This window comes from Massilia timonae, assembly GCF_001866515.1.
Lineage (GTDB): Bacteria > Pseudomonadota > Gammaproteobacteria > Burkholderiales > Burkholderiaceae_D > Telluria > Telluria timonae.
In genome coordinates, this window is sequence record NZ_JRYB01000001.1 from 4,462,813 (window position 1) to 4,481,346 (window position 18,534).

An 18,534-nucleotide genomic window follows, 5' to 3' on the forward strand; every position below is an offset into this window, starting at 1 on the left:
TAATGTTGCAAGTGGACGGGTAGATATTGTGGCGCGCGCCGGCCGCCTAGGGCTGCGGGTTCCAGCCGCGCCCCGCGAACACGGCGGCCCGGGTCGACAGGCGGGCGGCCTGTTCGCCGTCGAGCATGATGCCGCCATAGCTGCGCGCCCGACCGTCCGGCCCCCGGTTGCCGTATTCGCGCCATCCGCCTGCGGCCGGATTCGGCGCCGGCCGCCGCAGCCAGCCGTCGGCGGCGATGTGCGGGCCGACGCTGCAATCGATGAAGGCGACGTTGTCCCAGGTGTTGGCGGTGCCGGGCGAGCGCGCCAGGTAGGCGCTGCCGTCCGCCGGCAGGTTGCCGGCTGGCCCGGGGCCGCGGGTCAGGCGCGAGCGCAGGAAGACGAAGCCCGGTTCGGCGGCGCCGATCGTGCGCGCCTGCACGATGTAGCCGCCGCTGTCCGGGCGGGCGCTGTCGCCGATGCTGCGGATTTCGCTGTCCTCGAACAGCGCGGCGCGGTTGTTCCCCCAGATGAAGTCGACGTTGCCTTCCACCAGCGACTTGTGGAACCAGGCATAACCGGTCAGCTGCAGCGTATCCTGCTCGCTCAGGAAGTGGGCGTTGCGCGCCATCAGGCGGCCGTCGCGGCTGCTGAAGAACAGCGTCTCGGCCTGCGGCGAGTGGCCGTCGGTGCGCAGGGTGCTGTTGTGCAGGGCGATGTCGCGCAGGTCGAGCAGGTCGCTGTCCTGGACCAGGAACAGCGCGCGCCCTCCCAGCAGCCCGGGCGCGCCGGCTTCCTGTCCGGCGCCGGAGCCGGGGTTGAGGGTGTCGCTGTTGGCGGCGCGGATGACGGTCGATTCGCGGCTGGCGCCGCGCAGGGTGAGGTTGTCCTTGTCGCGCAGGTACAGCAATTCGGGATAGACGCCGTCGGCCACATTGACCGTGAGCGCTTGCGCGCGCGGCAGCGACATCGCGTAGTCGAGCGCGCCCTGCACGGTGCGGAAATGCGACCGTCCCTCGGCGGCCACCGTCACGCTGTCGCCGACCGGGCGGTGCGGCGTGGTGCGAAAGCGCCAGCGCGCGCCGTGGAACGCCGCGCCGCGCACCAGGCGCGCCTCGGCCAGCGCCTCGTACTCGGTGTCGTACTCGAGCGCCTGCGGCAGGCGGGCGCGCAGTTCACCGTCGACGATCCGCAGATCGTGCTGGCGCACCAGGCGCCGGCGCGGCGCGGGGCCGATGGCGGCCACCGTCTCGCCCGGGCGCACCACGGCGACCAGCAGGCCGTCGCGCTTGCGCAGTACCCGGATGCTGCCTTCCCCGGTCAGTTCGGCGCCAGGCGTCAGGGCCAGGCGCAGCGGCGTGTCGGGCGGCACGCCACGCTCGCCGGTCCTCGGATGGGTAGCGACGCTCGTGGCGCCGCGCGGCGCGATGAAGCGTTCGCCGACCACGACGTCGAAACTGGCCTGGGCCCACGGATCGCCGGCGCTGCGCATGGTGACCGCGGTGCGGCCGGCCGTCAGCGGGGTCACGCGCACGGCGCCGTGCGCGATGGCGACGCTGGCGATGCGCGGATCGGCGCTGACCGCCGCGAAGCGGGCGGCCCCGCCAATGGGGACGTCGGCGGCCGGGTCGCCGGCCTGCAGCAGGATGCGCCCCACGGCGACCTGGGCGTAGAGGCGCGCCGGCGCCGCGTCAAAGGGGCCGCCGCGCAGGTCGAGCAAGCGGTGCGCGCCCGCCTCCCAGTCGAGCGGCCGGGTGGCCGCCAACGGTTCGGCCAGCGCGGTGGTCACGCGCTCGCCATCGATCAGCGCCGCCAGTTGGTCGGCGTCGGCGGCAAAGCCCAGCACCAGCGGCATGCCGCTCGGCACGGTGCGGCGCCGTATCTGCTTCAGGCGCTGCACCTGGCCGCCGCGTGCGGCGAGCAGCTCGACCTGCAGCGTCTTGCCGCCGTCGACCAGTTGCAGGCTGGCGCCTTGCCAGTCGCCGTTGGCGGCGCGTCGGGCGCGCAGCACGAATGGCGCGCCGGTCGACGGCGCGATGCGCGCCTCCACGAGGGCGCCGGCGGCGTCGCCGGCGCCTGGCCGCGGCCCCGCATTGGCGCGCACGTGGGCCGGCACCTGCGACGCCGGCAGCGCCGTGTACGAATACGGGACGCGCCAACCGGCGTCGCCGCCATGAGGGCAGTCATCCAGCGGCTGGCCATTGAGCAGGGAGCCGGTGTCGACGAAGACGCCGGGACTGTGCGCCGGGTCGCGCACCAGCTGGCTGCAGGCGCTCGCGCCGGCCACGTCGAAGGCATTGGCGTCGGAAATCAGGCGCGAGGCATGCGCCACGCCGATGCTGTAGCCGTGGCCATAGACCGCGCGTCCGCGCTCGCCCACATAGTAATTGTTCAGCAGGTGGACCTGGCCATAGCGCACCCGCGGGGCGCGTTCGGCGACGTGCTCGAACAGATTGCCCTTGAGCGTGATGCGCAGCCGCCCGCGGTCGCCGGTGAAGCGGTCGCCGGCGCCGATCAGCATGTTCTTCTCGTGCTGGGCGAAATGGTTGTAGGTGACGCTGACCAGGTCGGATCCCTGGGTGATGTCGAGCGCGCCATCGTGGCATTGCTTGCGCTTGCCGTTCTCGACCGGGGCGCGGTCGTCGGTGTCGGGCGAATCGGTGAAGCTGTTATGGTCGATCCAGACATGGCGCGCGTCGCGCACCGTGATGCCGTCGAATTCCGAGTTCCAGTTGCCCTTGGCGCCGTCTCGCGGATCCCACTGCGGCGCCACGTCGCAGGGATTGCGGATCGCCAGGTGGCGCACGATCACCTGTTCGACGCCGGCGACCAGCAGGCTGGCGTTGACGAAGCCGGCGCCCGGCGCCACGCCAATCAGGGTGGTGTTCGATGGAAGGCGCACGGCGCCGCGCCGGGCCTGGTCGTCGTGGTCGCGGAAAGGCCGGCCTTCGCTCATGTCGATGGTGGCCGCCACGCGCACGATGCGCGCCGGCGCCGATGCCTCCAGCGCGGCCACCAGCTGGGCGCGGTCGGCCACCGTGTAGACGTGGGCCGGGCTGGCGAGGGCGCCGCCGCGGGTGCCGCCTTGTTGGGCGGCCCAGCCGTCCGCCGGAGCATGCTGGCGCTCGGCGATCGGGCCCGGGATGGGGGCGGCTGCGAAGACGATGGCCGGGACCAGCGAAGCCAGGGCGAAGGCCGGGAGGAGGGTGGCGACGACCGCGCGCGCGCCGCTCATTGCGCGCTCCACGCGGCAGTGCGGGCCTCGGGCGCGAACGCCGGGGCGAGGGCCGGGACCTTGCGCAGCAGTTCGCGTGCGACGATCTCCGAAAAGCGCTGCGCGCCCAGCGGGCCGACGTGGGTATGGTCGAAATTGGCGCCGGCGCGCGCCAGCTTGTCCGCTTCCCGCGGTCCCATGGCCTGCACCGCAGCCAGCGACAGCGCATTCAGGTCGACCAGCGGCGTGCCGGTCGCGGCAGCGATCCTGCGCACCGTGCCGGCCCATGGCGCCAGGTCGTTCTGTACATAGCCCTGCCTGAAGCTGCGGCGCGTGAGCGGGGTCACCAGCACCGGCAGCGCGCCCAGTGCGCGCGCTTCCTCGACGTAGCGGGTCATATTCGCGGGAAACTCGGTCGCATAGTCGGTGGAGCGTCCGGGTTTGCCCGGCTGGTCGTTATGGCCGAACTGGATCAGCACATAGGTGCGGCGGTAGCCGGCTCCCTGGCGCAGCAGGCCGGTCACCTCATCCCAGCGGCCTTCGGCCCTGAAGCTGCCCGAGCTGCGCCCGCCGCGCGCCAGGTTCAGGCAGGCCGTCTCGGGGGTGAGGCGGGCGCACAGCGCGTCGCCATAGCCGGTGCTGCTGGCCATGGTCGAGTCGCCGACCAGGATCACGCGGTCGTGCGCCGGCGGCGCCGACCAGGCGGCGCCGGCCAGCAAGAGGGTAAGCAGGGGGAACAGGCGGACCGACGGCATGGAGTCTCCAGTATTTCTTTTTTGATACCCGATTCTAGTTTGGTCGGGCCAATATCGCAAGGTGGTTGTACCACGCAGCTGTCGCGTACCGACACTATGCAGATAGGATGTCAGACAACTGATATATGTGGCAACCGACCCTTCGCGTATAATCCCGCCATCCCATCCAATCCAGCGAATGACCATGACTCTTCCCCAACGCAAGCACCGCAGCCTCGCCCAGGGCGTGGTCGAGCATATCAGCGGCACCATCCGCCAGGGGGCGCTCAAGCCGGGCGACAAGCTGCCCACCGAATCGTCGCTGATGACGCAGCACGGCGTCAGCCGCACCGTGGTGCGCGAAGCGATCTCGCACCTGCAGGCGGCCGGCCTGGTGCAGACCCGGCACGGCATCGGCACCTTCGTGATCGAGCGGGCGCAGGCCGGGCTCGGGCTCGACGCCGAGCACATCCTGACCCTGCGCGACGTGCTGTCCATCCTCGAGCTGCGCATCGGCGTCGAGACCGAGACGGCAGGGCTGGCTGCGAGCCGGCGCAGTGAGGACCAGGTCGACGAGCTGGCCGGCGCGCTACTCGAGATGCAGCAGGCGATGGCCGAGGGCAGGTCGGCGGTGGATGCCGACAAGCGCTTCCACCTCCTGATCGCCCAGGCGACCGGCAACCGCTATTTCGTCGACATCCTCGAGCAGCTGGGCAACGCCATCATCCCGCGCGCGCGGCTGGACACGCCGAAGCTGGAACAGGACAAGCCGGCCGACTTCCTCGAGCGTGTCAGCCGCGAGCACGACGATATCTTCCGCGCCATCGAGCGGCGCGATTCGGAAGCGGCGCGCGCGGCGATGCGCACCCATCTGTCCAACAGCCGCGAACGCCTGGTGCAGGCCCAGCGCCGCCTGGAGGGAACCCTCAACTAAGCATTTGCCGCACATTTTGCTTGCGGTCGACCCGACTAGGTTGTACGATGACTTACAACTTGATTTTAGCGAATGACTTATCGCTACTCTTTTTCGTCCAACACCTAGACCCACGGAGACCTCAGCAATGCAACCAAATGAACTCAAGCAAGTCCTGTCGCACGGCCTGCTGTCCTTCCCGATCACCGACTTCGACGCGCAGGGCGAGTTCGATCCGAAAGGCTATGCCGCGCGCCTCGAATGGCTGGCGCCGTTCGGCGCGACCGCGCTGTTCGCGGCCGGCGGCACCGGCGAATACTTCTCGCTGCACGGTGAAGAATACGGCCAGATCATCAAGACCGCGGTCGACACCTGCGCCGGCGTGGTGCCGATCCTGGCCGGTTGCGGCGGCCCGACCCGCACCGCCATCGCGCACGCCCAGGAAGCCGAGCGCCAGGGCGCCAAGGGCCTGCTGCTGCTGCCGCACTACCTGACCGAAGCCAGCCAGGACGGCCTGATCGCCCACGTCGAGGCGGTGTGCCGCTCGGTCAAGATCGGCGTCGTGGTCTACAACCGCGCCAACTGCCGCCTGACCCCGGATTCGCTGGCCAAGCTGGCCGACCGCTGCCCGAACCTGATCGGCTTCAAGGACGGCAACGGCGACATCGAACTGATGGTCTCGATCTGGCGCAAGCTGGGCGACCGCTTCAGCTACCTGGGCGGCCTGCCGACCGCCGAAGTGTATGCCGGCGCCTACAAGGCACTGGGCACCCCGGTCTACTCGTCGGCCGTGTTCAACTTCGTGCCGCAACTGGCGATGGACTTCTATCACGCCACCGCCGCCGGCGACACCGACACCACCAACCGCCTGATCGACGAGTTCTTCCTGCCTTACCTCGAGATCCGCAACCGCAAGGCCGGCTACGCCGTCAGCATCATCAAGGCGGGCGCCCGCCTGGTCGGCCACGGCGCCGGCCCGGTGCGTCCGCCGCTGACCGACCTGACCGCCGAAGAAGACGCGATGCTGCTCGACCTGCTCAAGAAGAACGGAGTGCTGTGATCATGACGATTCTCGGTGAAATGATCATTGGCCAGCAGTGCGTGCGCGGCACTGCGGGCGAGGCCTTCGGCTTCAACCCGTCCACCCGCGCCAACCTGGAGCCGGGCTTCGGCCAGGCGACCGGCGACGACGTCGAGCGCGCCTGCGCGCTGGCGGCCCAGGCCTTCGACCCTTACCGCGCCTTGCCGCTCGAGCAGCGCGCGCGCTTCCTGGAAGCGATCGCCGAACAGATCCTGGCCGTCGGCCCGGCACTGATCGAGCGCGCCATGCTCGAGACCGGCCTGCCGCAGGCGCGGCTGGAAGGCGAGCGGATGCGCACCGTGAACCAGCTGCGCCTGTTCGCCAAGGTGGTGCGCGACGGTTACTTCTTGGATGCGACCATCGATAGCGCGCTGCCGGACCGTGCGCCGCCGCGTCCCGACCTGCGCCTCTCCAAGATCGGCCTCGGCCCGGTCGCCGTGTTCGGCGCCAGTAACTTCCCGCTGGCGTTCTCGGTGGCCGGCGGCGACACCGCATCAAGCCTGGCGGCCGGCTGCCCGGTCGTGGTCAAGGCCCATGCCGCCCACCCGGGCACCTCGGAACTGGTCGGCCGCGCCGTCCAGCGCGCGGCCAGGGAAGCCGGCATGCCGGAAGGCGTGTTCTCGATGCTGTATGGCGACGGCCGCACCGTCGGCCAGCAGCTGGTGGCGCACCCCGCGATCAAGGCGGTGGGCTTCACCGGTTCGCGCCAGGGCGGCACCGCGCTGATGCGCACCGCCGCCGGCCGTGCCGAGCCGATTCCCGTCTACGCCGAAATGAGCAGCGTGAACCCGGTGTTCCTGCTGCCGGCCGCGCTGCAGGCCGGCGGCGCCGGCCTGGCGCAGGGCTTCGTCGATTCGCTGACGCTGGGCGTCGGCCAGTTCTGCACCAACCCGGGCCTGGTGTTCGCGCTCGAAGGCGCCGACCTGGACGCCTTCGTCAAGGCGGCCGGCGAGGCGCTGGCGGGCAAGGGCGCCGGCACCATGCTCACCGCCGGCATCCACGAGGCCTACAACAGCGGCGTGGCGAAGTTCGGCCAGGTCGAGGGATTGCAGCTGGTGGCGCAAGGAAGTGAACAGGGCGCGGGCTGCGCGGCGCGCGCCGCGCTGTACCTGTGCGATGCCGACACCTACCTGGGCAATGCGGCGCTCGAAGACGAAGTGTTCGGCCCGGCCGCGGTGCTGGTGCGCTTCAAGGACGCCGATCAGTTGCTGCGGGCGGCCGAGGCGCTGCACGGCCAGCTGACTGCCACCGTCCACGCGCAAGCCGCCGACCACGGCCTGGCCGGCGCGCTCTTGAGCATCCTGGAGCGCAAGGCGGGCCGGGTGCTGTTCAACGGCTTCCCGACCGGCGTCGAAGTGTCGCACGCGATGGTCCACGGCGGCCCGTTCCCGGCCACCAGCGACAGCCGCACCACCTCGGTCGGCGCCAGCGCGATCGACCGCTTCCTGCGGCCGGTGTGCTACCAGAACGTGCCCGCCGACCTGCTGCCGGAAGCGCTGCGCGACGAGAACCCGCTGGGTCTCGCGCGCCTGCTGGACGGCGCCTTGCAAGCTGGAGGGAACGCGTAACGCCGTAAGTTTCTGTCGCAGCACCAGCCGGGGGAGACACCGGCTGTTTTAACTTGTAAAGAACTGATCACCATGAATCAGCAAGTCATCGACCTCGCACCGGCACGGACGGTGGTGGGCAAATATCGCTGGACGATTTGCGCACTGCTGTTCTTCGCCACCACCATCAACTACCTGGACCGCCAGGTCCTCAGCCTGCTGGCGCCGATGTTGTCCGCCGAATTCGGCTGGTCCAACACCGACTACGCCAACATCGCGGCCACCTTCCAGTTCGTCTACGCCATCTCGATGCTGTTCGCCGGCCGCGTGATCGACCGCATGGGCACCAAGCGCGCCTACGTGCTGGCCATCGTGGTCTGGTCGCTCGGCGCCGTCGCCCACGCCTACGCGATCTGGCTCGGCGAGGCGGTCAACACCGTGTTCACCGCCATCGGGCTGGCCGTGGTGCCGGTGTCGATCGCCGGCTTCATGATCGGCCGCGCGGTGCTCGCCATCGGCGAAGCCGGCAACTTCCCGGCCGCGATCAAGGCCACCGCCGAATACTTCCCCAAGCGCGAGCGCTCGTTCGCGACCGGCATCTTCAACTCGGGCGCCAACGTCGGCGCCATCCTGGCGCCGTTGACGGTGCCGGTGATCGCCGAGTTCTGGGGCTGGCAGGCTGCCTTCATCGTGATCGGCGCCATCGGCTTCGTCTGGATGGGCGCCTGGATCTGGCTGTACGACGTGCCGGAGCGTTCGGCGCGCGTCGGCGCGGCCGAACTGGCGTATATCAACAGCGACGCCGGCGTCAGCCCGGCGGCGGTCGACAACACCCGGGTGGCCAGGAGCTCGTGGTTCAAGCTGCTCGGCTACCGCCAGACCTGGGCCTTCGTCGCCGGTAAATTCCTGACCGACGGCGTGTGGTGGTTCTTCCTGTTCTGGCTGCCGAAGTACATGTCGGCGCAATACGGCATGTCGGCCACCGCCATGATCCTGCCGCTGGCGGTCCTGTACAGCATGACGATGGTGGGCAGCATCGGCGGCGGCTGGCTGCCGACCTACTTCCTGAACCGCGGCGCCGACATCTATCACGGCCGCATGCGCGCCATGCTCCTGATCGCCCTGTGCCCGCTGGTGGTGCTGCTGGCGCAGCCGCTGGGCTACCTGGGCTTCTGGATTCCGGTGATCCTGATCGGCATCGGCGCCTCGGCCCACCAGGCCTGGTCGGCCAACCTGTTCACGACGGTGTCGGACATGTTCCCGAAACACAGCGTCGGCTCGGTGGTCGGCATCGGCGGCATGGCCGGCGGCCTGGGCGGCGTGCTGCTGACCAAGCTTGGCGGCTGGCTGTTCGACTATTATGGCGCTCTGGGCCAGCTGTCGACCGGTTACATGATCATGTTCTCGATCTGCGCGCTGGCCTATCTGGTGGCCTGGTGCGTGATGAAGGCGCTGGTGCCGCAGCACCGTGAAATCAAGGACCTGTAAGGATGGCGATGGAAATGGACATCGTCGCCGGCGTGCACTGCGCGACCGGCGAGAGCCCGATGTGGCATGCGGGGGAGCAGGCCTGGTACTGGGTCGACATTCCGGCCCGCCGCATCTGGCGGCGGGACCACGCCAGCGGGGAATTGCGCCGCTGGCTGGCGCCGGAGATGGTGGCCTGCATCGCGGCCGCCGATGCTTCCTGCGGCGGCGGGCTGGTGGCCGGGATGGAGAGCGGGATCTTCCACCTCGACCTGCACGACGATGGTTCGGTCGGCGCTCGCCGGCTGGCCGCGCCGGCGGCAAGCGAGCTGGGTGAGGGCATGCGCTTCAACGACGGCCGCTGCGACCGCCAGGGGCGTTTCTGGAGCGGCACCATGTTCATGGACATGGGCGCCGCGCGCGCGATCGGCGGCCTGTATCGTTATTCCGGCCGTGACGGCCTGCACGGGCCGGTGGTGTCGAACATGCTGACCCAGAACGGATTGGCCTGGTCGCCGGATGGGAAGACGATGTACCTGTCCGACTCCCATCCCAAGCGCCGCATGGTCTGGGTCTACGACTACGACGTCGACGCCGGCCTGCCGCATGGGCAGCGGGTGTTCCTCGACCTGAACGGCCAGAAGGGCCGGCCGGATGGCGCCGCGGTCGACGCCGACGGCTGCTACTGGACCTGCGCCAACGATGGCGGCGTGGTGCAGCGCTACACCCCGGCGGGCAAGCTCGATCGGGAGATTGAACTGCCGATGGCCAAGCCGTCGATGTGCGCCTTCGGCGGGCCGGATCTCGATCTGCTGCTGGTGACCTCGATCGATCCCGCAGGCGGCGGCAACCCGGGCGGGGATGCCGGCGCGGTGGTGGTGCTGCGCCCTGGCGTCAAGGGCATGGCCGAGACGCCGTTCTCACCGGATGCCTGATATTCCGAGCTGGGCCGCGTGCCGGCGCAGGAATGCCAGGTGGGCGTCGCGGGCCGCGGGACCGTCGTAGGGCAGGATGGTCCACAACTCCGACGCCCGCATCGCCTCGCCGGGCGCCAGCCTGACGTAGGGCGCGTGCACTTCCAGCTCCAGCATGCCTTTGTCCGCCGCGCGAGGGTCGATGTCCTGGTACAGCTCCACCTGGCCCTGGGCCGGGTGGATCGCCGCGCGCGGCTGGTGGGCGAACTGGATCACCAGCAGCTGGCCGTCGCGGAATGCCGCCAGCCAGCCGCTCGAGGGCTGGACGAACAGCTTGCCTTTGCGCGCGGGGTCACCCGGCGCCGGCAGGTCCAGCGACAGCAGGCCGCCTTCGAGCGTGTAGCGCAACGCACCGGCCGGCTCGATCCGGACATCGTCCGGCGCCGCCACCGGCACATAGGCCATCGTGTGCGCCGGCACGCGCGTATTGAACCAGATGTCGCGTCCGGCCTGTTTGCCGCTGCGGTTGGTTGCTTTGGCTTCCAGCCGCAGGCTGTGCGGCTTGTCCGCGACCAGGGCGTAGCGCTTGCGCAGCTGGATGCCGGACACGGGACTGGCCGGGCTGTCGAGCACGATTTCGTCGCGCTTGCTTTCCGCCAGCGTGTACTTCGCAAGGCTCAGCCAAGGGTCCGGAGGCCAGGCCGCCTTCGCGGCGGCGCGCGCCGGATTGACGTCCTGATGCACCCACCACTCACTTTGTGGCCCGATCCAGACTTCGTGTCCCTGGTAAGGCACGTGGCCGGACGCCGCATTGGGTATGGCGTCGGGTGCGCCGGCGGTTTCGTCGACGAGCAGGAAATTGGGTTTGCCTGCCAGTGCGAACGACAGCAGCCGGCCACCGGCCGACTCGGCGATTCGCGCCTGGACGACGCCATTGTCGAGACGGTGCGAGAGCAGCTGCGAGGGCGGCTGCAAAGCCGCGTGCGCGGACGCGAGGGAGATAAGGCAGAGACAGGCGAGACGGCTCGCCTGGACGGATGAGAACAAGCCGCGCAGCCGGTTACCCGGCCACGCGGCTAGTCTGAAACGATGACGCTGGACGATTATTTCGAAGCGTCCTGCATTTTTTCGCCGGCGCGTTCGACGCTGCGGCCAGCAGCGGCGGTGGTGTCGCTGACGGCTTCCTTGGCTTCGGCGGCGGCTTCACGCGACTCCTGGCGCACTTCGGCGGTGGCGTTGTCGATGCGGTCGCCGGCGCGCTCGGCAGCGGCTTCGGCGCGGTCGCCGGCGGCTTCGATGCGGTCGCCCGCACGTTCGGCGGCGGCGTCGGCGGCGGCCACGCCTTCACGGGTTTCTTCGGCCACGGCGCGGCCGGCATTGTCGACAGCGGCGCCGGCTTCTTGCGCTGGGCCCATATTGTCGTTCTTGTTGCAGCCGGTGGCCAGGACGGCGACGGACAGCATGATGGCGGACAGGGCGAAGGTGGTTTTCATGGTGTGCTCCTTAAAATAAATGTTGTCGTTTAGCTTACACCTGCTGCTAATTTTTTGACTCACGCCACGACCGCAATCGTGCGCGACGAAGCCATTACAACATTTCCAACACTCATCCGCTGTGCGCTAGATAACGTAACAACGTTTCCGCATGCGGACTCAGGGTATTCGGATCGGCGAAGCACACCCGAAGTTCCCGGTTGGCCCAGGCGTCGTCGAGCGACACGATGCCGACCGGCAGCTCGCGCGCGAAGCGGCTGGCGGCGGTCTCGGGCAGCATGGCGATCCCGGCGTCCTGCGCCACCAGCTGGGCGATGGCGTCGAAGCTGGGCGCGCGCACCCGCACCTTGAGCGGGCGCCCGCTCTGCACTGCGCGCGACTCGACGAAGTGCTGCATCGGGCGTTCGGCGGGCAGGCAGACGAAGGCGAACTCGAAGGCGTCGCGCAGCCGGGTGGCGGGGCGCGCTCCCAGCGGGTGGCCGTTCGGCACCAGCAGCACCAGGCGGTCGGTGCGAAACGGCAGCGAGATCACGTCGCCGGTCGCCACGTTGCCGTCCAGGATGCCGATCTCGATCTCGCGGGCGCGCACCGCCTGCAGGATGTCGCGGCTGGTACGTTCCTCGAGCTGCAGGTCGACTTCTGGATGGTCGCCCAGGAACACGCCCAGCGCGGCCGGCAGGAAGGTGCTGATCGCCACCGTGGTGCCGGCCAGGCGCACCGCGCCGCGCTGCGGCCCGCGCAGCTCGCGCACGGTATCGCGCAACTGCTCGACCTCGCTGACCACGCGCGCCGCGCGCTCCAGGATGAAGCGGCCGGCCGGCGTCGGCGCCATCCCGCCGGCCGAGCGGGTAAACACCACGATGCCGCAATCTTCCTCGAAGCCGCGCAGGCGGTTGCTGGCGGCCGACAGGGCGATCGGGAAACGCTCGGCCGCCTTGCTGAGGCTTCCGGCGTCGGCGATGGCCAGCAAGAGGCGGAGATCGGTCAGGTCGACGTGCATGGGGTTTCTCGTATCGCGAAGGCAGAGTCCAGGAGTGACGTATTCTAGCGCGGATGCTTTCGCGGCAGAATAAGGTCTTTGCCGCCAACATCCGATCATGAGTTCAACCCAAGCAGTTCTTCGCAGCTGGTCCCAGGATGGCCGCCTGTACGCGGTGCTCGCCGCCGCCGGCTTCAGCATGAAGGCGGTGTTCGTCAAGCTGGGCTATGCGGCGGCGCCGGTCGATGCGCTCACCCTGCTGGCCTTGCGCATGGGCTTCGCGCTGCCGTTGTTCCTGTGGCTGGCCTGGCTGGCGCGCGACCGCGCCGCCGAACCGCTGTCGGTGAAGGACGGGCTCCACATCGCCGTGCTGGGTTTTCTTGGCTACTATCTTTCCAGCCTGTTCGACTTCTATGGCCTGGAAACCATCACGGCGGGCCTGGAACGGCTGATCCTTTACCTGTACCCGACCCTGGTCTTGCTGTTCCAGGTCTGCCTGACGCGCCAGCGGCCATCGGGCCGCACCTTGCAGGCGCTCGCGATCTGCTACCTGGGCCTGGGCATCGGCTTCGTGCACGACCTGCAGGTGACCGGCTGGAGCCGCGAGGTGATGGTGGGATCGGCCTGGGTGTTCGCCAGCGCGGTCACCTACGCCGTGTACTATCTCGGCACCGGGGCGCTCGTGGGCCGGATCGGCTCCATGCGCCTGGCCGGCCTGGCCGGCAGCGCGTCCTGCGCGTTCGTGCTGGGGCACTTCGTGGCGGCTGGCGACCTGGCCGCGCTGCCGGCGCTGCCGCCCGCGGTCTGGCTCAATGCCGGCTTGATGGCACTGGTGTCGACCGCGCTGCCGATCTACTGGCTGGCGCTGGCCATCGGGCGCATGGGCGCGCCGCAGGCAGCCGCGGTGGGTAATCTGGGGCCCGTGCTGACCGTGTTCGCTTCATGGCTGCTGTTGGGCGAACCGTTGTCGTTATATCAGTTGGGCGGGCTGGCGCTGGTGATTCTCGGGGTGGCCCGGCTCAAGCCGGCGCCGAAAAAGGTCGCCGCCTAGTCGAACAGGCCGGCGCCGTTCCAGCGCGGAAGCGGGCAGGCGGCGCGCGCCGGGATGGCCTTGGCCGCATGGACCGATCCCAGTGCGCGCAAAAGGCGCGGAAAGGCGCGGCAATAGCTGGACTGGATGCCCGCCAGGCGCGCCAGCTGGGCGTACTCGACCACCGCGCCAGGCGGGACGGCGTCCAGCACCTGGGCGATGCGCAGGCGCCAGTCGTCCGGCCACGACGCGAAGCCTTGACCGAGATTGCGCACCGGATCGCCCGGACGGATGACCCCGCCCTCGACCACGCGCGCCAGCACGCCGCGCCGGGCGCCGATCCTGGCCGCCAGCCGCTCGCCGTGCAGATCGAGCCGGCCGCAGGCTTCGCAGGCGAACATCAGCCGCACCTTGGCCTCGGCCCCGATCTGCAGCACAGTGCCGGAAGGCAGACGTTCGACGTCGTCGTCGAGCAGGATGTTTTCGCGCAGCGCCTGCGGCGCGAGCGATAGGGCGGCGTAGCCGGCACGTGAAGCCAGCAGCAACTGGCGCGGGGACAGCGGATCGAGATGGCGGTCGCCTTCGGCGCCGCTGCCCGCGATCAGCCGCATGCCGTCGACCCGCAGCGGCGCGGGCGCGCCGGGAGGGCGGATCGACAGGGCGGCGATCACAGGGCCGGCGCCAACGCGGACGCCGACATCACGGCGCCGCGTGCAGCGCGCGCGCCGCCTCGCGGTACTTGGCGGCGTTGGGGACGTCGGTCCACGCCGGCTTGGCCGCGTCGTTGGCGATGTCCTGCAGGGCCAGGGCGATCATGCGGTTCACGCGCGCCATATTGTCGTAGTCGATCTTGTCCCAGGTGTCGTCCTTGCCGTGGTAGTCGGGGAAGCCGAAGGCCACCGCCAGGGTGTGCGCCGGCACGCCGGCGTCGGCCAGGGCCTGGTTGTCGCTGCGCGCGAAATAGCGGTCGCTGTTGGTCGGATGCTTCCAGAAGCGGATGCCGGTGCGCCCGGCGGCGCGCTGCAGCGTCGTGCCCACGGTGGAGTAGTCGAAGCCGGTCATGGTCGCCGACGAGACCTGCGGGCCCTCGCTGTCGTCGGTGCGGCCCAGCTGCTCCAGGTTCAGGTTCATCACGGTGTCCTTCAGCGGGAACACCGGGTGCTTGGCATAGTAGCGCGAACCCAGCAGGCCGAGCTCTTCGCCGAACAGGGCGACGAACACGATGCTGCGGCGCGGGCGTTCCTTCTGCGCGGCCATGGCGGCGGCGATCTCGATCATCGACACGGTGCCGCTGCCGTCGTCGTTGGCGCCGTTATAGATTTCGCCGTCGCGGATGCCCAGGTGGTCGTAGTGGGCGCTGAGCATGACGTAGGTATTCTTCAGTTGCGGATCCGATCCGCGCAGGACGCCGATCACGTTGCGCAGCTTGACCGGGCTGACGGCTGGCGCCACCACCTTGGCCGCGACGCTTGCGCCACCCTGTTCGAGCGTGGCGGCGATGTCGGCCGCGTGCAGCAGCACGACCGGCGGGCCGTCCTTGGCCACCGGCTGGCTCGGGTCGATCAGCCAGCCGCCCTGGGTGCGGCCATGGCGGCGTTCGCGGTCGATCATCAAGACCAGCGCGGGTTTGCTCTGCAGCTTCGATTTCAGCACGCCGGCCGCGCCCGGGATCGCCGCCGCGGGCACGACCAGCACCTTGCCGTCGGCCGCGCCCTTGTCGTCCAGCGCCGCCTGCCATGGCATGAACACGGCCGGCGTGTTCCCGAGGGTGACCGGGTCGACGAAATTGGCCGAGGCGCCGCCGGCCGGGACCTCGATCGTCTTGCCGCCAGCCTTCACCGTGAGCGTGATGTCCTTTTCGCCGCGCTTCGCGTACTGCCAGTTGGCGCTCTGGTAGTAGCCGTCGTCGCCGGCCGCTTCGAGCCCGGCGCGGCGGAACTGGGCGGCGATGTACTCGGCCGCCAGGTCGACGCCGCGCGACGGCGTGCCGCGGCCCTCCAGCAGGTCGGACGAGAGGAAGGACAGGTGGCCGCGCAGCGAGTCGGCCGAGATGTGGCTGGTGAGCGCATCAGGGGCGGACGCGCGGGGCGCGTCAAGCTGGGTCGCGCAGCCGGCGAGGGCGAGGCTGAGGCCGAGGACAGGGACAAGGTGACGCATGCGTTGACTTCCTTGGGTGGAAAAAATGGCAATATGACATGTCGGGCTAGTGCGGTCAATCGCCCGGTCGACAGGGCGTTTCGATGGCGATTTGCATAAGCTTGTATTTATTTATTCGTTTGGCATGGCATTTCCGCCCGGTATTATGCGTCTTCCACAGCAATTCAACGATTATTCGGTCATGACACATTCGCAGCATCCTGCTTCACGAACCCGCACGGCGCACCTGCCGGGCAAGGCCGGGTCGTGCTGTCGAATGTCGCGCAACTGATCGCCTGATCCATACCGCCGTCTTCCGCACCCGTCCCTCGAGGATGGGGCAGGAAGCGCACGCCCGCGGCGACGCCTGGAGCGCCGCCGCGGGAAGACCACCACCAGGAACACCATGCACAAACCGCTCGCTATCGTCGTGGCGCTCGCCGCCGCATTCTCGCAACACGCCGTCGCCCAGGACATCGAAAAAGTCGTCGTCACCGGCTCCAACATCCGCACCACGCAAAAGGAAGGCGCCAGCGCCGTCCAGGTCATCTCCGCCAAGGAGCTGGCCGCCACCGGCAAGGCCAGCATCGCCGACGTGATCCGCTCGATCTCGGCCAACAGCGGCAACAGCTACAACGAACAGTTCACCGGCAGCTTCTCGGCCGGCACCGCCGGCCTGTCGCTGCGCGGCCTGGGCCAGAAGAACACGCTGATCCTGGTGAACGGCAAGCGCGTCAGCCCCTACGCCACCGCCCAGAACCTGCAGGAAGTCTTCGTCGACCTGAACAGCCTGCCGATGGCGGCGGTGCAGCGCATCGAGGTGCTGAAGGACGGCGCCTCGTCGGTCTACGGTTCGGACGCCGTCGCCGGCGTGGTCAACATCATTCTCTACAAGGAGTTCAAGGGCACCGAGATCAGCGCCCAGGTGGGCCGCTCCACCGAAGGCACCGGCCAGGACGACAAGAGCGTAACCCTGCAGTCCGGCTTCGGTTCGCTGGTCGAGGATGGCTACAGCGTCGTGTTCTCGCTTGATGCCCAGTGGCGCGACAAGCTGCAGCAGGACCAGGTGGGCTGGATGGCTGGCAGCGACTTCCGCGGCAATCCGAACGGCACCCTGGCCTGGGTGCCGACCAACTACGTCAACAACGACCCGACCCAGTGGCTGGGCGGCGCATCCGGCGCGAATGCGGGTCCGCTGGCGGTCCAGCCCTACGGCGAGATCACGCCTGGCCGCAGCGGTAACGTCCTGGCCTACAACCCGGCCACCTACAAGACCCTGATTCCGGGCATCCAGCGCGCCCACGCCTTGCTGCGCGGCACCGTCAAGCTGGGCCAGGACCATGAAGCCTACGCCGAAGTGCTGTACGGCCGCTCGCGCGCCGACCAGACCTTCAGCGCGCCGCTGACCGTCGGCACCGGCCTGCGCGCCTGGAACGACGCCACCCAGCAGCTCGACAACATCAACGTGGTGCTGCCGGTCGGCCATCCGAACAATCCCGGCGCCACGCTGCTGCCGTTCAACGCCACCCTGTTCGACCTGGGCCCGCGCATGAAGCAGGGCCGTGTGGAGTTCTTCCGCGTGTTGACCGGCGTGAAGGGCTATGCCGGCGGCTGGGAATACGACGCCTCGGTCGGCCACTCCGGCAGCGAGCTGAAGGAAACCGTGCAGAACTTCGTCAACCGCTACGAGTTCGAGAAGGTGCTCGCGGACGGCAGCTATGACTTCGTCAACCAGGCCAACAACAGCGAAGCAGTGCGCAACCGCCTGCGCCTGTCGACCTTGCGCCCGGCCGAGTCGAAGCTCACCACGGTCGACCTGAGCGCGACCCGTGAACTGGCGCAGCTGCCGGCCGGGGCGCTCGGCTTCGCCGCCGGCGCCCAGTGGCGGCGCGAAGAGATGGATTCGCAGACCTCGACTGCGGTGCTGTCGGGCACCGAGCTGCGCCCGGCGATCAACATCATCGACGGCAGCCGCGACGTGGCGGCGCTGTTCGCCGAGCTCAACGTGCCGGTGCTGAAAGACCTGAGCGTCAACCTGGCCGGCCGCGGCGACCATTACGACGACTTCGGCAGCGCCTTCTCGCCCAAGGCCAGCGTGCGCTGGCAGGCGGCGCCGTGGCTGCTGGTGCGCGGCACGCTGTCGCGGGGCTTCCGCGCGCCGTCGCTGCCCGAGATCACGAATTCGACTTCGGTCAGCTACGGCAACGTGGTCGATCCGCGCGATCCGATTTCGCCGACCCAGGCGCGCGGCATCACCAATCTGACGATCGCCAACCCCGACCTGTCGCCGGAGCGTTCGACCAATGCCAACTTCGGCATCGTGCTGGCCCCGAACAACCGCACGAGCCTGGGCCTGGATTTCTACCGCATCCGCACCGAGGGCGTGATCGGCACCGAATCGGCCGACAACATCATCGCCAACGAAGCGACCGCGCCCGGCAAGATCGTGCGCGACGCCCAGGGCCGCATCCTGACCCTGTACCGCCAGTATGCCAACCAGGGCAACCGCGTGGTGTCGGGCTTCGACGTCGACCTGCGCCACGTGCAGCCGCTTGCCGCCTACGGCAAGCTGACCCTGAACGCGCAACTGAGCCGGGTGCTGTCGTTCGAACAGCCGCTGGCGGTCGGCCTGCCGCTCACGGAAGGCGCCGGCAACAACTACTTCGGCTCGATTCCGAAGTGGCGCGGCGTGACCGGCCTGACCTGGGACATCCAGGACTGGAGCAATACGCTGGTGTGGAACTATGTCGACGGCTACGACCAGACCACCCGTCCGGGCGAGCGCGTCAAGCCGTACGCTACCTTCGACCTGAACCTGGCCTGGAAGGCGACCCAGGCGGCCACCGTCAGCTTCATCGTGCATAACCTGGGCGACAAACGTCCGTCGTGGGATTCGTCGACCGCCTTCTTCGACTACACCCAGGGCGATCCGCGCGGCCGGGTGGCGTCGGTGAAGGTCAATTACCGCTTCTGATAGACGTTTCCAGGCGCTGATGCGAAGCGGTTGCGGTCGACTCGGGAGCCGCTTCGCGCCATTCAATTTCTGG

Annotated in this window: 14 protein-coding genes; 7 read left to right on the forward strand and 7 right to left on the reverse strand. The window is 69.1% G+C overall.

From position 1 onward, the window contains the following. Nucleotides 1–46: 46 nt before the first annotated feature. Both LO55_RS18890 and LO55_RS18895 read right to left on the reverse strand, forming a co-directional pair. Nucleotides 47–3,214: a pectinesterase family protein gene (locus tag LO55_RS18890; protein WP_071362665.1), complete on the reverse strand. Its 3,168-nt coding sequence runs from the start codon at nucleotides 3,212–3,214 to the stop codon at nucleotides 47–49. Further along, nucleotides 3,211–3,948 carry a rhamnogalacturonan acetylesterase gene (locus LO55_RS18895; protein ID WP_071362666.1) on the reverse strand — a complete coding sequence of 246 codons (738 nt, stop codon included), beginning with the start codon at nucleotides 3,946–3,948 and terminating at the stop codon, nucleotides 3,211–3,213. Before LO55_RS18895 ends, LO55_RS18890 begins: the two co-directional genes overlap by 4 nt. A 184-nt stretch (nucleotides 3,949–4,132) precedes the next feature. Between LO55_RS18895 and LO55_RS18900 the strand changes: the two genes are divergently transcribed. The 5 genes from LO55_RS18900 (at nucleotide 4,133) to LO55_RS18920 (ending at nucleotide 9,870) form a co-directional block, all read left to right on the forward strand. Then, a complete protein-coding gene (locus tag LO55_RS18900) occupies nucleotides 4,133–4,861 on the forward strand; it encodes a FadR/GntR family transcriptional regulator (RefSeq protein WP_071363866.1) in 729 nt (242 codons plus the stop codon). Between the two features lie 127 nt (nucleotides 4,862–4,988). After that, a complete protein-coding gene (kdgD, locus tag LO55_RS18905) occupies nucleotides 4,989–5,900 on the forward strand; it encodes a 5-dehydro-4-deoxyglucarate dehydratase (protein WP_005670592.1) in 912 nt (303 codons plus the stop codon). 2 nt (nucleotides 5,901–5,902) lie between these two features. Then, complete coding sequence (locus LO55_RS18910) at nucleotides 5,903–7,489, forward strand: aldehyde dehydrogenase (NADP(+)) (RefSeq protein WP_071362667.1); 1,587 nt, start codon at nucleotides 5,903–5,905, stop codon at nucleotides 7,487–7,489. A 72-nt stretch (nucleotides 7,490–7,561) separates the two neighbouring features. Next, on the forward strand, nucleotides 7,562–8,956 hold the full coding sequence (locus tag LO55_RS18915) for an MFS transporter (RefSeq protein ID WP_143054562.1): 1,395 nt from the start codon (nucleotides 7,562–7,564) through the stop codon (nucleotides 8,954–8,956). A 14-nt stretch (nucleotides 8,957–8,970) separates the two neighbouring features. Next, nucleotides 8,971–9,870: an SMP-30/gluconolactonase/LRE family protein gene (locus tag LO55_RS18920; protein ID WP_071363867.1), complete on the forward strand. Its 900-nt coding sequence runs from the start codon at nucleotides 8,971–8,973 to the stop codon at nucleotides 9,868–9,870. On the opposite strand, the gene LO55_RS18925 is transcribed toward LO55_RS18920, so the two are convergent. The 3 genes from LO55_RS18925 to LO55_RS18935 all read right to left on the reverse strand — a co-directional run bounded on the left by LO55_RS18925 (nucleotide 9,856) and on the right by LO55_RS18935 (nucleotide 12,342). Beyond that, the gene (locus tag LO55_RS18925) at nucleotides 9,856–10,824 is read right to left on the reverse strand and encodes a DUF4380 domain-containing protein (protein ID WP_229410183.1); all 969 of its coding nucleotides are present in this window, start codon (nucleotides 10,822–10,824) and stop codon (nucleotides 9,856–9,858) included. The two genes, LO55_RS18920 and LO55_RS18925, sit on opposite strands and share 15 nt — an antisense overlap. Nucleotides 10,825–10,952: 128 nt before the next feature. Continuing rightward, complete coding sequence (locus LO55_RS18930; protein WP_005670599.1) at nucleotides 10,953–11,342, reverse strand: hypothetical protein; 390 nt, start codon at nucleotides 11,340–11,342, stop codon at nucleotides 10,953–10,955. Nucleotides 11,343–11,454: 112 nt separating this feature from the next. Next, entirely contained in the window at nucleotides 11,455–12,342 is an 888-nt protein-coding gene (locus LO55_RS18935; protein WP_071362670.1) for a LysR family transcriptional regulator, read from the reverse strand. Nucleotides 12,343–12,439: 97 nt separating this feature from the next. Between LO55_RS18935 and LO55_RS18940 the strand changes: the two genes are divergently transcribed. Beyond that, the gene (locus LO55_RS18940) at nucleotides 12,440–13,372 is read left to right on the forward strand and encodes a DMT family transporter (RefSeq protein ID WP_071362671.1); all 933 of its coding nucleotides are present in this window, start codon (nucleotides 12,440–12,442) and stop codon (nucleotides 13,370–13,372) included. Here the strand turns inward: LO55_RS18940 and LO55_RS18945 are convergent. Together LO55_RS18945 and LO55_RS18950 are read right to left on the reverse strand one after the other, a co-directional pair. Next, on the reverse strand, nucleotides 13,369–14,022 hold the full coding sequence (locus tag LO55_RS18945) for an MOSC domain-containing protein (RefSeq protein ID WP_229410184.1): 654 nt from the start codon (nucleotides 14,020–14,022) through the stop codon (nucleotides 13,369–13,371). The two genes, LO55_RS18940 and LO55_RS18945, sit on opposite strands and share 4 nt — an antisense overlap. 28 nt (nucleotides 14,023–14,050) lie before the next feature. Further along, the gene (locus LO55_RS18950; RefSeq protein ID WP_071362672.1) at nucleotides 14,051–15,508 is read right to left on the reverse strand and encodes a M28 family peptidase; all 1,458 of its coding nucleotides are present in this window, start codon (nucleotides 15,506–15,508) and stop codon (nucleotides 14,051–14,053) included. Between the two features lie 385 nt (nucleotides 15,509–15,893). Here LO55_RS18950 and LO55_RS18955 point away from each other — a divergent pair, with 385 nt between their 5' ends. After that, nucleotides 15,894–18,461, forward strand: coding sequence for a TonB-dependent receptor plug domain-containing protein (locus tag LO55_RS18955; RefSeq protein WP_071362673.1), 2,568 nt, complete (start codon nucleotides 15,894–15,896; stop codon nucleotides 18,459–18,461). The last annotated feature ends 73 nt before the right edge of the window (nucleotides 18,462–18,534 follow it).

What these genes read in the sequence shown, in the direction of transcription:
- LO55_RS18890 (WP_071362665.1), bottom strand. Translation starts at nt 3,214, where the DNA reads ATGAGCGGCGCGCGCGCGGTCGTCGCCACCCTCCTCCCGGCCTTCGCC.
- LO55_RS18895 (WP_071362666.1), bottom strand. Translation starts at nt 3,948, where the DNA reads ATGCCGTCGGTCCGCCTGTTCCCCCTGCTTACCCTCTTGCTGGCCGGC.
- LO55_RS18900 (WP_071363866.1), top strand. Translation starts at nt 4,133, where the DNA reads ATGACTCTTCCCCAACGCAAGCACCGCAGCCTCGCCCAGGGCGTGGTC.
- kdgD (WP_005670592.1), top strand. Translation starts at nt 4,989, where the DNA reads ATGCAACCAAATGAACTCAAGCAAGTCCTGTCGCACGGCCTGCTGTCC.
- LO55_RS18910 (WP_071362667.1), top strand. Translation starts at nt 5,903, where the DNA reads ATGACGATTCTCGGTGAAATGATCATTGGCCAGCAGTGCGTGCGCGGC.
- LO55_RS18915 (WP_143054562.1), top strand. Translation starts at nt 7,562, where the DNA reads ATGAATCAGCAAGTCATCGACCTCGCACCGGCACGGACGGTGGTGGGC.
- LO55_RS18920 (WP_071363867.1), top strand. Translation starts at nt 8,971, where the DNA reads ATGGACATCGTCGCCGGCGTGCACTGCGCGACCGGCGAGAGCCCGATG.
- LO55_RS18930 (WP_005670599.1), bottom strand. Translation starts at nt 11,342, where the DNA reads ATGAAAACCACCTTCGCCCTGTCCGCCATCATGCTGTCCGTCGCCGTC.
- LO55_RS18935 (WP_071362670.1), bottom strand. Translation starts at nt 12,342, where the DNA reads ATGCACGTCGACCTGACCGATCTCCGCCTCTTGCTGGCCATCGCCGAC.
- LO55_RS18940 (WP_071362671.1), top strand. Translation starts at nt 12,440, where the DNA reads ATGAGTTCAACCCAAGCAGTTCTTCGCAGCTGGTCCCAGGATGGCCGC.
- LO55_RS18950 (WP_071362672.1), bottom strand. Translation starts at nt 15,508, where the DNA reads ATGCGTCACCTTGTCCCTGTCCTCGGCCTCAGCCTCGCCCTCGCCGGC.
- LO55_RS18955 (WP_071362673.1), top strand. Translation starts at nt 15,894, where the DNA reads ATGCACAAACCGCTCGCTATCGTCGTGGCGCTCGCCGCCGCATTCTCG.